We start from the raw sequence: 14369 nt of genomic DNA on the forward strand, positions 1-14369 counted from the left end.
TATTTGAAATTTCTGTTCAAACAGGTATAGAAACAGGTTGAACTGTGAAGAAATGATGATAATCTATTGATTGATACCTTTTGGGAGGAGGTGAAAGGCATGAACAAGACAGAACTAATCAATGCGGTTGCAGAAGCAAGCGAACTATCTAAAAAAGATGCTACTAAAGCAGTTGATTCTGTTTTTGATACAATTTTAGATGCACTTAAAAACGGTGAAAAAATTCAATTGATCGGTTTTGGTAACTTTGAGGTGCGTGAGCGCTCAGCTCGTAAAGGTCGCAACCCTCAAACTGGTGAAGAAATCGAAATCCCTGCAAGCAAAGTACCTGCTTTCAAACCAGGTAAAGCGCTTAAAGACGCTGTAGCAGGAAAATAATGTATGTATAGGTCGTGTTTTGCGCGTTATACATACCGTATTATTTCTTCACAGGAAAGCCCCTTTTAGAAGGGGCTTTTCATATTTAAAAGCATATTTCAGGCGGTACTCTTTTCGGCGGTTAAAGCCTTTCATTTTGCTTTTCTAAGCTGATGTGTGCTAGAATCTGAATTAAATGTATGCGTTTCTGGAGGATATAAACATGAGCGAAATCAACAAAGAAAAGATCGAGCAAGCTGTTCGTCAAATATTGGAAGCTATCGGAGAAGATCCAAACCGCGAAGGTCTTCTTGACACCCCGAAACGGGTCGCAAAAATGTACGCGGAAGTGTTCGCAGGCCTGAACGAAGACCCGAAAGAGCATTTCAAAACGGTGTTTGGCGAAGACCATGAAGAGCTTGTTCTCGTCAAAGACATTCCTTTTTATTCAATGTGTGAGCATCACCTCGTTCCTTTTTACGGAAAAGCGCATGTCGCATATATTCCGAAGGGCGGAAAGGTGACGGGCCTCAGCAAGCTGGCGAGAGCCGTCGAAGCGGTTGCCAAGCGTCCGCAGCTGCAGGAACGGATTACGTCGACGATTGCGGACAGCATTGTCGAATCGCTGTCACCGCACGGCGTGATGGTGGTCGTAGAAGCGGAGCATATGTGCATGACGATGCGCGGTGTTAAAAAGCCGGGGTCTAAAACGGTCACTTCAGCTGTAAGAGGAACGTTCAGGGAAGACGTAGCCGCCCGCTCCGAAGTGCTGGAGCTTATTAAGCATCATGATTAAAAATGAAAAGGTGTGCGATGAACATGATCAATAATCAAACGAATGATTTTGTCGTGATAAAAGCCGTCGAGGACGGCGTAAACGTGATCGGTCTGACAAGAGGCACGGATACGAGGTTTCATCATTCCGAAAAACTTGACAAGGGTGAAGTGATGATCTGCCAGTTTACAGAGCATACCTCAGCCATAAAAGTCCGCGGGGAAGCCGTCATTCAATCGGCTTACGGCGAAATGAAGAGCGAATCCAGAAAATAGTTCGGCCGTTAATCCGCTCCCGATAGGCATATGCCGTTCATTTTCATCATATTATGATATAATTAAACTTTCTCCGCTTAAAAAAGATACATAAGCAATCAAGAGAAAAACTGCGAATTTTGGGACAAGGGTGATATCTTTGCAAGACATCTACGGACGTTTATCTCATTTGAAAATCGAGCTGAATAAAAAGCTTTCACATCCTTACTTAGCCAAGCATTTAACCGCTCCGAAGGTTGATGAGGATAAGCTGCTTCTTTTTTATGCTCTGTTTGATGAAACAGATGTAAAAGAGGTTGACAAGGAAAATTACATTTTAACGGCGATGCTTGTTCAAACAGCCCTTGATACCCATGATGAAGTCACGACCGCAGCTTCGATAAAGCAGGACGACTATAAAAACCGTCAGCTGACGGTTTTGGCCGGGGATTATTTCAGCGGGATGTACTATTCCCTCCTTTCGGGTATGAAGGACATTTATATGATCCGGACGCTGGCAGCGGCCATCAAAGAAATCAACGAACACAAAATCAGGCTGTATGATCATTCCGCAAAAGATTTAGCCAGCCTGGAAAAAAGCGTCAGCATTGTGGAAGCTGCACTTTTTCATCATCTTGCCGACCACTTTTATTTGCCTCACTGGAAGACCGCAGCCAATGATTTTCTTGTATATAAGCGGCTTGCCGCCGAAGAAAAAGGGACGGATTCGCGTTTGCTGGAGACGATTTTAAAAGAGGAATTTCCGGAAGATCAGGCTTCATGCGAACAATTGACTGTCGCAGCTTATGAAAAGGCAAAGCTTCAAATCAGCCGGTGCCCCATCAAACGGCCCGACGTTCAAAAATGGCTCTTGGAGCGGCTTGAAGCCATTAAACCGGGAAAACCGGCCTATCATCAGAAAGTGGAAGAAGGGTAACATTCATGGAGCAGTCAAAAGAACAGCGCGTGCACAGCGTTTTTGAAAAAATCTACAAAAACTATGACCGGATGAATTCCGTGATCAGCTTTAGGCAGCATAAAAAATGGCGCGACAAAACGATGCAGATCATGAATGTCCATGAAGGGGCAAAGGCGCTGGATGTGTGCTGCGGAACCGGGGACTGGACGATCGCCCTCGCGGAGGCCGCCGGAAAGTCGGGCGAGGTCAAAGGCCTTGACTTCAGCAAAAATATGCTGACGATTGCAGAGCAAAAGACAGAGAGCTACAGCCAGATCGAATTGATCCACGGCAATGCAATGGAGCTGCCTTTTGCAGACAATACGTTCGACTATGTCACCATCGGATTCGGGCTCCGCAATGTCCCTGACTATTTAACCGTATTAAAAGAGATGACGCGCGTGGTGAAACCCGGAGGCCAGGTTGTGTGCCTTGAAACATCCCAGCCGGAAATGATCGGTTTCAAGCAGCTTTACTATTTATATTTCCGGTTTATCATGCCTGCATTCGGAAAGCTCTTTGCCAAAAGTTTCAAAGAGTATTCCTGGCTGCAGGAATCCGCCAGGGAATTTCCGGGTATGAAAGAGCTTGCCGCTTTATTTGAAAAGGCTGGGTTAGAAAATGTTCAATATCATCCGTTCACAGGCGGTGTAGCAGCTACACATGTCGGTTGGAAGCGATGATGACTACAGGAATACTCGGGTGAATCGATATGAAATTGACAACGTTATATTCTTTTTTGAATGAGGATATTGATTTAATAGAAAAAGAGCTGGAAAAGACCGTACACTCCGACTACCCTTTGCTGAGTGAAGCGAGCCTGCATTTGCTGCAGGCCGGGGGGAAACGGATCAGGCCGGTTTTTGTCCTGCTGAGCGGCATGTTCGGGGAATACGACATCAACAAAATTAAAAATGTCGCAGTTTCATTGGAATTAATGCACATGGCATCGCTCGTCCATGATGATGTCATCGACGATGCCGAACTCAGAAGGGGAAAGCCGACGATTAAGGCAAAATGGGACAATCGAATTGCGATGTATACAGGCGATTATTTATTTGCCCGTTCGCTTGAATCGATGACCAGAATAAACGAGCCGAAAGCCCACGAAATTTTGTCGAAGGCGCTTGTTGAAGTTTGTCTTGGAGAAATCGAACAAATTAAAGATAAATATAATATGGAGCAAAACCTGAGAACGTATTTAAGACGGATTAAGCGGAAAACCGCGCTTTTGATCGCGGCGAGCTGCCAGCTCGGAGCCATCGCCGCCGGAGCGGGTGAACACATTCACAAAACGCTTTACTGGTTTGGCTATTACGTCGGAATGTCGTACCAGATCATCGACGACATCCTCGATTTTACGTCAAGCGAAAAAGAGCTCGGCAAGCCGGTCGGAGGGGATCTGCTGCAGGGGAACGTGACGCTTCCCGTGCTGTATGCGCTGAAATCCCCCGAACTGAAAGCGCGCCTCATGCTGGTCAACAGCGAAACGACGCCTGAACAAATCAAGCCGCTGATCAAGGAGCTGAAAAAAACCGATGCCATTGAACAATCGTTCAAAGTCAGCGAAATGTATTTGAACAAAGCGTTCCGCCTGCTCGAAACGCTTCCGAAAAACCGCGCAAGGACGGCGCTCGGCCAAATTGCGAAATATATCGGAAAGCGAAAATTCTAAACGCCGATCTGAAAAATAAGTAAAAAGTATGAATATTCTCCGCCCTTTATTGATTAATTTTTTGAAAAATGTTATATTTCCGTTGTAGTATTGAAAGCCTATACATAACAGTGGGGTGGAGAATCGATTATGGAAAAAACCTTTGTGATGGTTAAACCCGATGGCGTTCAGCGCCAACTGATCGGCGACATTTTGTCTAGATTTGATCGAAAGGGCTTACAATTGATCGGAGCCAAACTGATGAAAGTCTCAGAAGAGACGGCCGGCGAGCATTATAAAGAGCATAAAGAAAAACCGTTTTTTGGCGAACTTGTCGATTTTATTACGTCAGGCCCTGTCTTTGCAATGGTATGGAAAGGGGAAGACGCAATTGCGATCAGCAGGCAGCTGATCGGCAAAACGAACCCCAAAGAAGCGCTGCCTGGCACAATCCGCGGGGACTACGGCATGAGCGTCGGCAAAAACATCATTCACGGTTCAGATTCTCCTGAAAGTGCAGTGCGTGAAATCGGCTTATTTTTTAAAGAGAATGAACTTATTGAAGAAGAAAAGTTAATCAATCAATGGATCTATTAAAAAATCAGCTGAAAGGCTGATTTTTTTAAATGAAAAACGCCCTTTTCCCCTATGAGGCAGCGGGCGTTTTTTCGTTTAAACGATACAAATTGCCACGAAAACAAGCTATAATGTTACACATATCAGCATGAATCGATTAGGAGAGAAAAAATGGACAACTACAACTTCTTCGTTGACAAATGGAAAAAAATAACTGGTGTGGATTTAGCTTTGTACAAAGAGGCGCAAATGAAAAGAAGGCTGACGTCTCTTTACGAAAAAAAGGGCTTTGGCGATTTTCGCGAGTTTGCGAACGAACTGGAAAAAAATGATGCGCTTCTTCAAGAAACGCTAGACAGAATGACGATCAATGTTTCTGAATTTTACAGAAACTATCAAAGGTGGGACGTACTCGAGAAAACGATTCTCCCTCTGCTCAAGCCGGCCAAAACGCTGAAGGTCTGGAGCGCGGCCTGTTCAACCGGGGAAGAGCCCTATACGCTGTCAATGATCTTAAGCCGCCAAAAACATCTGACAAACTATGAAATTATCGCGACAGATATCGATGATAAAGTGTTGGCAAAAGCAAAGGAAGGCATTTATCAGGAAAGGTCGCTTCAGGAAGTGCCAAAAGCGATGAAAGATCAATATTTTATTCAAAACGGCACCCGCTATACCGTAAAAGACGAAATACGGAAAAACATCCGCTTTCAAAAACACAATCTACTCGCCGATTCGTATGAAAAAGATTTTGATATCATCGTATGCCGGAACGTGCTGATCTATTTTACAGAGGAGGCGAAGGAGACAATCTACCGCAAATTCAGCGAAAGCTTAAAGAAGAAAGGAGTTTTGTTCGTTGGAAGCACAGAGCAGATCTTTAATCCCGAGAAATACGGCTTTCAATCGACAGATACGTTCTTCTATCAAAAAAGTTAGCTGACTTTTTACGAAAAGGTATGTTATAGTTTTACTTAAAAGCGTTAATGTGATGAAGGGAGAACGAAAGCATGAGGTATTTAACAGCCGGAGAATCTCACGGCCCGCAGCTTACGACGATTATTGAAGGGGTGCCCGCAGGGCTTTATATCACAAAAGAAGATATTAATAATGAACTCGGAAGGCGGCAAAAAGGGCACGGCCGCGGACGCAGAATGCAAATCGAAAAAGACCAGGCCCGCATTACTAGCGGAGTAAGGCACGGCCGTACGCTTGGATCTCCGATCGCCCTTGTTGTGGAAAACAAGGACTGGACCCACTGGACGAAAATCATGGGCTCAGAGCCGATTTCAGAGGAAGAAGAAAGCGAAATGAAGCGTCAGATTTCAAGGCCGAGACCGGGTCACGCCGATTTGAACGGCGCGATTAAATACGGCCACAGGGACATGCGCAATGTGCTTGAGCGTTCTTCTGCCAGGGAAACGACCGTCCGGGTGGCGGCCGGAGCCGTCGCGAAAAAGATTTTGTCGCAGCTTGGCATTCAAGTGGCCGGTCACGTTCTGGAAATTGGCGGAATAAAGGCTGAAAAGACCAATTACAAATCAATCGAAGACTTGAAAAAAGTGACGGAGGAGTCTCCTGTCAGATGCTATGACGATGAGGCAGGCACAAAAATGATGGCCGCGATCGATGAAGCGAAAGCTAACGGAGATTCCATCGGCGGAATCGTCGAAGTCATCGTCGAAGGGGTTCCGGTCGGAGTCGGCAGCTATGTTCATTACGACCGCAAGCTTGACAGCAAGCTGGCAGCTGCCGTTTTGAGCATCAATGCTTTTAAAGGCGTCGAATTCGGCATCGGCTTTGAAGCTGCCAGAAAGAACGGAAGCGAAGTCCATGACGAAATCATTTGGGATGAAGAAAAAGGGTATACGCGCGCAACGAACCGCCTCGGCGGTCTTGAAGGCGGAATGACGACGGGGATGCCGATTGTCGTCAGAGGCGTCATGAAGCCGATTCCGACGTTATACAAGCCGCTGAAAAGCGTCGATATTGAAACGAAAGAGCCGTTCAGCGCCAGCATCGAACGTTCTGACTCATGCGCCGTTCCGGCTGCGAGCGTCGTGGCGGAAGCAGTCGTCGCCTGGGAAATCGCCAATGCAATCGTCGAGCAATTTGGAGTCGACCAAATGGACCGCATCGCTGAGAACGTTGAAAAGATGAGAAAGCTTGCGAGGGAATTTTAATGAAAACATTGCAAATCGAAACCGCTTCTCTGTCTTACCCGGTTTTTATCGGAGGAGGCATCAGGAAACACGCGGATGAGCTTCTGTCATCCTTAAACCTTCCGATGACAAAGCTTTTTCTGATTACCGACGAAGAAGTTGATAAACGATATGGAGAAGAGCTGTTCCGCCTTCTCCAAAGCAAATGGCCCGTCAAAAAGGTTGCCGTTCCGAGCGGAGAGCAAGCCAAGTCGATTGACATGTTCATGAAGCTGCAGACCGAAGCGATCGAGTTTCATCTTGACCGTTCTTCCTGCATTCTCGCCCTTGGCGGAGGCGTCGTCGGCGATCTTGCGGGTTTTGTGGCATCGACTTTTATGCGGGGCATCGACTATGTTCAGTTTCCGACGACTCTGCTTTCCCACGACAGCGCAGTCGGCGGAAAGGTCGCGATTAACCACCCGCTCGGCAAAAATTTAATCGGCTCTTTTCATCAGCCTAAAGCGGTCATTTACGATACGGAATGCCTTCGGACCCTGCCTGAAAAGGAAATGAGGTCAGGGCTCGCAGAAGTCATTAAACACGCCTTTATCCATGATGAAGCGTTTTTAAACGATCTTCTCGACATCAACTCGATAGAAGAGATCACAAATGAACAGCTGAATGACATGGTGTATAAAGGCATTTCGATTAAAGCGGCAATCGTCTCAAACGACGAACGGGAGCAGGGGATCAGAGCGTTTTTAAACTTTGGGCACACGCTGGGCCATGCCGTTGAAGCCGAGTACGGCTATGGAGAGATCACCCATGGCGACGCTGTTGCGCTTGGGATGCAGTTTGCCTTGTTTGTCAGCGAAAACGTTCTGAATTGCCCTATTGACCGCAAGCGGATGGCGAGATGGCTGAAAAACCTGGGCTATCCCGGGCAGTTGAAACATGACATTTCAACAGAAGCGCTCATCAGCCGGATGATGAACGATAAAAAAACGCGCGGCGGAATCATCCAGTTCGTCCTGCTTGACCGGATAGGCAGCGTACGCCTGCACTCCTTTCAAGCAGAAGAGATCGAACGATGGCTGAATATGTGGAGATTGGAGGGAGACGAATGATGATTCGCGGTATTCGGGGAGCAACTACAGTGGAACAGGACACAGATAAGGATATTACAGCGAAGACGACACAGCTGATCGGGAAAATGATTACAGAAAACGATATCAAACCCGAGCAGGTGGTCCAAATCCTCATATCCGCCACTTCAGATATTCATGCCGCTTTTCCTGCAAAAGTCGTCAGAACGTTTGACGGCTGGCAGCATGTGCCGGTTATGTGCATGCAGGAAATGGACGTTGAACACGGCCTTAAGAAATGCATCAGGATCATGATGACCGTGCAGACCGAAAAGCGGCAAGATGAAGTCCGCCACATATATTTGGAAAATGCCGTCTCGTTGAGGCCTGATTTATCATTGACAAAAAAGACTGAATTGTAATACGATTGTAGAAACCTTAGAAATACACAGGAGTGTGTATATGGGTTTTACTATGAGAGCTTAGTTTGAGATTAGGGTAGTTGAGAATGAGTGTAGATGAGCCGAGACCATACGTTTTTAAATCCTACCCAAAAGACGTTTGTTCTTTTGGGTTTGTTTATTTTCCGCAACATATTTTTGCCTCTCTGTGCCTACCTCATTCTCCTCTTGAAAAGGAGTGAGAACTTTGAGTATTCAAAACGATTTTTCCGCTTTCATGAAAGATGCTGTGCGTTTTAAAACCATTCCTATTATCGAAAGTTTTTCCGTCGATACGCTGACGCCCATTCAAATGGTTGAAAAGCTGAAAGACGACATTGTCTATTTGCTCGAAAGCGAGGACGAATCATCCTCATGGTCCAGATATTCCTTCATCGGACTCGATCCGTTTTTGACCATCAAAGAGGAAAACGGCAGGTTCCACGCTGCGGATAGCGAAATGAAGAAGCTTTATACGGCGCCAGAGCTGAAGGAAGTGCTTGTATGGATGTCGGATACATGCGCAATTAAGGCGCCGAAGCTTGATATTCCGTTTTCAGGGGGAGCCGTTGGATATTTAAGCTATGATGTAATGCCGCTTATTGAGCCGGCCATCGCCGGACATCAACGGGTAACGGACATGGCCAAATGCCAGCTGTTCGTCTGCCGGACGATGATCGCCTACGACCACGAACTCAAAAAACTCCACTTTATTCATTACGTCACGCTGAACGGCGGAGAATCGGAGAACGAAAAAGCGGAAGCCTATCATGCCGCCAAAGAAGATTTGAAAGAGCTAATACGCAGGCTGAAGGACCGTAAAGCGGCGAAGGAGCTTTTTCTCCCGCAGGAACGGCACGGCGCACCAAGCTTTGACCATGTCCGGTCAACGTACGAGAAGCAGCAATTCATGCGCGATGTTGAACGCCTGAAAGAATACATTAAAGCGGGTGATATCTTTCAGGGAGTTCTTTCCCAAAGGTTTGATATACCTGTGAAAGTCGGTTCCTTTGAATTATACAGGGTGCTGAGGCTGATCAATCCATCGCCTTACATGTACTATATTAAGCTGCCTGACCGCGAGCTTGTCGGAAGCTCGCCGGAACGTCTGATCCATGTGCAGAACGGACACCTTGAAATTCATCCGATTGCCGGGACGAGAAAAAGGGGAATTGACAAGGCTGAAGATGAACGACTCGAAAAAGAGCTTCTGGCTGACGAAAAGGAAAAGGCGGAGCACTATATGCTTGTCGATTTGGCGAGAAACGACATCGGCAGGGTGGCCGAATACGGGTCCGTAAATGTGCCGGAGTTTACAAAGATCGTGTCGTTTTCACACGTGATGCATATTATTTCAGTCGTGACCGGCACTTTAAAAGCAGGCGTTCACCCGGTCGATGCTTTGATGAGCGCCTTTCCGGCCGGCACTTTGACGGGGGCTCCCAAAATCAGGGCGATGCAGCTTTTGAATGAGATTGAGCCTGAACCGCGGGAAACGTACGGGGGCTGCATCGCTTACATCGGGTTTGACGGGAATATCGATTCCTGCATTACGATCCGGACGATGAGCGTCAAGGCCGGCGTTGCATCGATTCAAGCCGGCGCCGGAATCGTGGCCGACTCCGCGCCTGAAATGGAATGGGAAGAGACGTGCAATAAAGCGGGGGCGCTGCTGAAAACGATCCAAATCGCTGAAGACGTGTTTTGTGAAAAGGAGGAGGACGGTCATGAACGAACTGCTGAAATCATGCGTTAACGGGGAGACGCTGAGCGAAGCCGAGGCGAACGAAATCATGCATTTGATGATGACCGGCTCCATGAGCGCTGCTGAAATCGGCGGGTTTCTCTCCGTTCTTGCTTACCGGGGAGAAACGGTTGATGAGGTGACCGGCTTTGTCAGAGCGATGCGGGAGAAGGCTTTGGCAATAGACGGCCCGGGAGATGTCGTTGATACGTGCGGTACGGGGGGAGACGGCGTTTCCACGTTCAATATTTCGACGGCGGCCGCCATCATCGCTTCATCGGCCGGTGCCAAAATCGCCAAGCATGGCAACCGCTCGGTGTCCTCCAAAAGCGGAAGTGCAGACGTTCTCGAATATCTCGGGATATCGATCCAGACGACGCCTGAGGAAACAAAACGGAGCATTGAACGTCGGAATATGGGCTTTTTATACGCGCCGGCCTATCATTCTTCAATGAAGCATGTTGCGGGCGTTAGAAAAGACCTCGCGTTTCGAACCGTATTTAATCTGCTCGGTCCGCTCAGCAATCCGATGAAAGCCAAACGCCAGGTGATCGGCGTATACTCCATCGAAAAGGCGAGGCTGATGGCTGGAGCATTGGAAGCCTTTGAACCGGAGCATGTTTTATTTGTGTCAAGCCGCGACGGACTCGACGAGCTGTCGATCACATCACCGACAGACGTCATCGAACTGAAAGGCGGAAAACGGTTTGAATATACTGTTGAGCCGGCTGACGCCGGACTGCCGCTTGGCAGGCTCAGCGACATTCAGGTGGGTACCCCTGAGGAAAGCGGCCGCCTCATCTTAGACATTTTGCAAAACAACAGTTCTGAATCCGCGCTTCACATCGCCGCTTTGAATGCAGGCGCCGCATTGTATGTCGCGGGTCAGGCCGGCGGGCTGAAAGAAGGCGTTTCAGCCGCGCTGGAGACGATTAAAAGCGGCAAAGCGCTCAAACAGCTGGAACGATTAAAACAGAAAGAGGAAGAGATGTATGCTGAATCGAATCATTGAAAAAAAGCGGGAATACGTGTCGAAGATGGTGCTGCCGGAAGATGTAAAGCTCGTGAAGCGCTCACTTAAGAAGGCCCTTCTGTCGCCGAATCGCTTTGTGGCTTTGATTGCCGAGGTGAAAAAAGCCTCCCCGTCAAAAGGGGTGATAAAAGCCGATTTTCAGCCTGAAGAAATCGCAAAAGCGTACGAACGGGCAAACGCTGATTGTTTGTCTGTCCTGACAGATGAACCGTTTTTTCAAGGCAAAAATGAATATTTGTCATCGATCAAACGCGAAGTATCGATTCCCGTGCTGCGGAAGGATTTCATCATCGACTCCTTACAGGTCGAAGAATCGAACCGCATCGGAGCGGATGCGATCCTTTTGATCGGCGAGGCGCTCGAGCCGCAAAAGCTTTACGAACTGTATACAGAAGCCGCCGAAAAAGGCATGGATGCACTCGTTGAGGTTCATGAAGAAAAAACGCTGGAAGGGATCTTGAACATTTTTACGCCGGAGATTATCGGTGTGAACAATAGAAATCTGAAAACCTTTGAAACTTCCGTCAGCCAGACGGAGCGGATTGCACGAATGATTCCTGACGGCACCGTTCTTGTCAGCGAGAGCGGGATCGGCAAAAAAGAAGACTTGTGTTTTGTGAAAAAGTGCGGAGCACGGGCCGTCCTCGTCGGGGAATCGTTAATGAGGGAAGCGTCGCAGCAAAAAGCCATTCATGCGCTGTTTGGAGAAACGGGTGATGAATAAACCAAGCTTGAAATATTGCGGGATTCATTCTTTCGAAGATTTGAAGGCGACGGCCGGCTCAAAAGCGGACTACCTCGGATTTATTTTCGCCGAAAGCAGGCGGGCGGTTGACCCTTCTGATGTGAAAAGCTGGTGCAGGCAGATCGGACCTTTGGCGAAAAAGCTTGTCGGCGTTTTTGTCAACGAAGATACCGGCCGCATCATTGAGATTGCCGGAGACGTACCTTTAGACGTAATCCAGCTTCACGGCGACGAAACGATAGAAGACATCATACGGCTGAAAACGATGACGGACTGTGAGGTTTGGAAGGCGTTTCACCACGGAAGCGGAACCGTTGAAAAACTGAAAGCATTCATCCCGTATGCAGACGGGTTTGTGATCGACTCTTCTGTAAAAGGGATGAGGGGAGGAACAGGCATTTCGTTTTCATGGGAAAGCGTGCCGATGTACATTGAAGCTGCGGCCAAAGATGGAAAGCGGTTGTTTATCGCGGGAGGCGTCAATCCGGACAGCATAGGAGCGCTTTTGGATCAGAAGCCCCCGGGAATCGATCTGGCAAGCGGAATCGAAGAAAATGGTCAAAAAAGCGAGAAGCTGATCAACCTTCTAGAAGAAAGGATGTTCAATCATGTATTCATATCCGAATGAACAAGGCAGATTTGGCGACTTTGGAGGGAAATTCGTCCCGGAGACATTGATGCAGCCGTTGGAGGAAATCGAAAAAGCGTTTCTGGGTCTAAAGAATGACCCTGCATTTCAAGAGGAATATAAAAAACTGTTAGTTGAATATTCAGGACGACCGACCGCCCTCACGTTCGCCGATCAGCTGACAAAGCAGTTGGGCGGAGCAAAAATTTATTTAAAGCGTGAAGACTTAAACCATACAGGCGCACATAAAATCAACAACGCTCTCGGTCAGGCGCTGCTTGCTGCGAAAATGGGCAAAACAAAGCTCATCGCCGAAACAGGCGCAGGCCAGCACGGTGTCGCTGCGGCGACCGTCGCTGCAAAGTTCGGCATGTCATGCATTGTTTTTATGGGTGAGGAAGATGTTGCAAGGCAGTCGTTGAATGTTTTTCGGATGAAGCTTTTAGGGGCCGAAGTCGTGCCGGTCTCCAGCGGAAACGGAACATTGAAAGACGCGACAAACGAGGCGATCCGATACTGGGTTCAGCACTGCCGGGATCATTTCTACATGATCGGGTCGGTTGTCGGACCGCATCCATACCCTTATATCGTCCGGGAGTTTCAGCGAATCATCGGCGATGAGGCGAAAGCGCAGTTTTACGAAGCCGAACAAAAGATTCCGGACAAGGTCATTGCCTGTGTCGGAGGGGGCAGCAATGCGATCGGGATGTTCAGTTCATTCATCGAAGAACCCGTTGAGCTGATCGGCGTTGAGGCTGCGGGAAAAGGCACCGAAACCCCGCTTCACGCGGCAACCATCACAAAAGGAACGAAAGGCGTCATCCACGGTTCTTTGACGTATTTGCTGCAAGATGAGTACGGGCAGATCATCGAGCCGTATTCCATTTCCGCCGGTCTCGATTATCCCGGAGTCGGGCCTGAACACGCCCATCTCCACCAGATCGGCCGCGTCCGGTACGAATCGGTGACAGACGGTGAAGCCGTAGCGGCTTTAAAACGTCTTGCGGAGACAGAGGGGATTTTACCTGCGATTGAATCGGCCCATGCGTTGGCGAAAGCGTTTGACATTGCAAAACACATGAAACAAGAGGAAAGCATTCTGGTATGCCTTTCAGGCAGGGGAGACAAAGATGTCCATACCTTGATGAAGGTGATGGAAGAAGAGGTGAATGAAGATGTTCAATCTGAAAAAGTCCGATAAGCTGTTTGTCCCATTTATTACAGCGGGCGACCCGCTGCCGGAGGTAACGGTCGAACTGGCAAAATCCCTTCAGGCGGCGGGCGCCTCGGCTCTTGAACTCGGTGTACCGTACTCTGATCCGCTGGCTGACGGCCCTGTGATTCAGAGGGCCTCAAAACGGGCGCTAGACAATAACATGAACATCGTTGAAGCGATCAGGCTTGGCGGAAAAATGAAAAAAAACGGCGTGGATATCCCGATAATTCTCTTTACGTATTACAATCCTGTGTTACAATTAGATACAGATCACTTTTTCGCTTTACTGCGACAAAATGAAATTGACGGACTTCTCGTTCCGGATCTTCCTTTTGAAGAAAGCGTGTATTTGCAGCAGCAATGCAAAAAGCAGGGAATCACGTATATTTCCCTTGTTGCACCGACAAGCGAAAGCCGGATCCAAAAAATCGCACAGCAGGCGGAAGGGTTTGTGTATTGCGTATCTTCGCTCGGCGTTACGGGTGTTCGCGATGGATTCGATGATTCTGTTTCTTCATTTGTCCGGTCTGTAAAAGGGATGAGTTCCGTTCCTGTTGCTGTCGGCTTCGGGATTTCCGGCTCCGAACAAGTGGAGCTGATGAATGAACTGGCGGACGGCGTTGTCGTAGGAAGCGCTCTTGTCAGAAAGATCGAGGAGCTGAAAGACGATCTCATAAGTCCGGAGACAAGAGAGCAAGCCTTGCAAACATTTGAAGAATACGCTAAAACATTCAGCGTATCGTACATGGTTAAATGAGGT

Annotated in this window: 17 protein-coding genes; all 17 read left to right on the plus strand. The window is 48.0% G+C overall.

From position 1 onward, the window contains the following. The first annotated feature begins 99 nt into the window (after positions 1–99). The gene (gene hbs, locus MHB78_RS10870; protein WP_003183006.1) at positions 100–378 is read left to right on the plus strand and encodes a non-specific DNA-binding protein Hbs; all 279 of its coding nucleotides are present in this window, start codon (positions 100–102) and stop codon (positions 376–378) included. A 202-nt stretch (positions 379–580) separates the two neighbouring features. After that, a complete protein-coding gene (gene folE / locus MHB78_RS10875) occupies positions 581–1153 on the plus strand; it encodes a GTP cyclohydrolase I FolE (protein WP_046129870.1) in 573 nt (190 codons plus the stop codon). Between the two features lie 23 nt (positions 1154–1176). Further along, the gene (gene mtrB, locus MHB78_RS10880; protein WP_046129871.1) at positions 1177–1407 is read left to right on the plus strand and encodes a trp RNA-binding attenuation protein MtrB; all 231 of its coding nucleotides are present in this window, start codon (positions 1177–1179) and stop codon (positions 1405–1407) included. A gap of 139 nt (positions 1408–1546) precedes the next feature. After that, on the plus strand, positions 1547–2323 hold the full coding sequence (locus MHB78_RS10885) for a heptaprenyl diphosphate synthase component 1 (protein WP_046129872.1): 777 nt from the start codon (positions 1547–1549) through the stop codon (positions 2321–2323). Between the two features lie 5 nt (positions 2324–2328). Next, the gene (locus MHB78_RS10890; protein ID WP_046129873.1) at positions 2329–3027 is read left to right on the plus strand and encodes a demethylmenaquinone methyltransferase; all 699 of its coding nucleotides are present in this window, start codon (positions 2329–2331) and stop codon (positions 3025–3027) included. Between the two features lie 29 nt (positions 3028–3056). Then, entirely contained in the window at positions 3057–4019 is a 963-nt protein-coding gene (gene hepT, locus MHB78_RS10895; RefSeq protein WP_046129874.1) for a heptaprenyl diphosphate synthase component II, read from the plus strand. 126 nt (positions 4020–4145) lie between these two features. Continuing rightward, positions 4146–4595 (plus strand): nucleoside-diphosphate kinase, encoded by a 450-nt coding sequence (gene ndk / locus MHB78_RS10900; RefSeq protein WP_173427488.1) that lies wholly within the window; start codon positions 4146–4148, stop codon positions 4593–4595. 150 nt (positions 4596–4745) lie between these two features. Then, positions 4746–5513, plus strand: coding sequence for a protein-glutamate O-methyltransferase CheR (locus MHB78_RS10905; RefSeq protein WP_046129876.1), 768 nt, complete (start codon positions 4746–4748; stop codon positions 5511–5513). Positions 5514–5584: 71 nt separating this feature from the next. After that, complete coding sequence (gene aroC / locus MHB78_RS10910; protein ID WP_046129877.1) at positions 5585–6757, plus strand: chorismate synthase; 1173 nt, start codon at positions 5585–5587, stop codon at positions 6755–6757. Then, positions 6757–7845 (plus strand): 3-dehydroquinate synthase, encoded by a 1089-nt coding sequence (gene aroB, locus MHB78_RS10915; RefSeq protein WP_046129878.1) that lies wholly within the window; start codon positions 6757–6759, stop codon positions 7843–7845. Before aroC ends, aroB begins: the two co-directional genes overlap by 1 nt. Further along, positions 7842–8225: a chorismate mutase gene (gene aroH / locus MHB78_RS10920; protein WP_046129879.1), complete on the plus strand. Its 384-nt coding sequence runs from the start codon at positions 7842–7844 to the stop codon at positions 8223–8225. The genes aroB and aroH overlap by 4 nt, the downstream gene beginning before the upstream one ends. Before the next feature lie 226 nt (positions 8226–8451). Further along, positions 8452–9999, plus strand: coding sequence for an anthranilate synthase component I (gene trpE / locus MHB78_RS10925; RefSeq protein WP_046129880.1), 1548 nt, complete (start codon positions 8452–8454; stop codon positions 9997–9999). Further along, positions 9971–10999 carry an anthranilate phosphoribosyltransferase gene (trpD, locus tag MHB78_RS10930; RefSeq protein WP_065894561.1) on the plus strand — a complete coding sequence of 343 codons (1029 nt, stop codon included), beginning with the start codon at positions 9971–9973 and terminating at the stop codon, positions 10997–10999. The genes trpE and trpD overlap by 29 nt, the downstream gene beginning before the upstream one ends. Continuing rightward, positions 10980–11744 carry an indole-3-glycerol phosphate synthase TrpC gene (gene trpC, locus MHB78_RS10935; protein WP_046129882.1) on the plus strand — a complete coding sequence of 255 codons (765 nt, stop codon included), beginning with the start codon at positions 10980–10982 and terminating at the stop codon, positions 11742–11744. The genes trpD and trpC overlap by 20 nt, the downstream gene beginning before the upstream one ends. Further along, positions 11737–12393 (plus strand): phosphoribosylanthranilate isomerase, encoded by a 657-nt coding sequence (locus tag MHB78_RS10940; protein ID WP_046129883.1) that lies wholly within the window; start codon positions 11737–11739, stop codon positions 12391–12393. The genes trpC and MHB78_RS10940 overlap by 8 nt, the downstream gene beginning before the upstream one ends. Next, complete coding sequence (trpB, locus tag MHB78_RS10945) at positions 12374–13594, plus strand: tryptophan synthase subunit beta (protein WP_046129884.1); 1221 nt, start codon at positions 12374–12376, stop codon at positions 13592–13594. The genes MHB78_RS10940 and trpB overlap by 20 nt, the downstream gene beginning before the upstream one ends. After that, positions 13569–14366 carry a tryptophan synthase subunit alpha gene (gene trpA / locus MHB78_RS10950; protein ID WP_082094054.1) on the plus strand — a complete coding sequence of 266 codons (798 nt, stop codon included), beginning with the start codon at positions 13569–13571 and terminating at the stop codon, positions 14364–14366. Before trpB ends, trpA begins: the two co-directional genes overlap by 26 nt. Positions 14367–14369: the final 3 nt, after the last annotated feature.

The sequence above is a fragment of the Bacillus sp. FSL K6-0138 genome (assembly GCF_037982765.1).
Taxonomy (GTDB): Bacteria; Bacillota; Bacilli; order Bacillales; family Bacillaceae; genus Bacillus; species Bacillus glycinifermentans.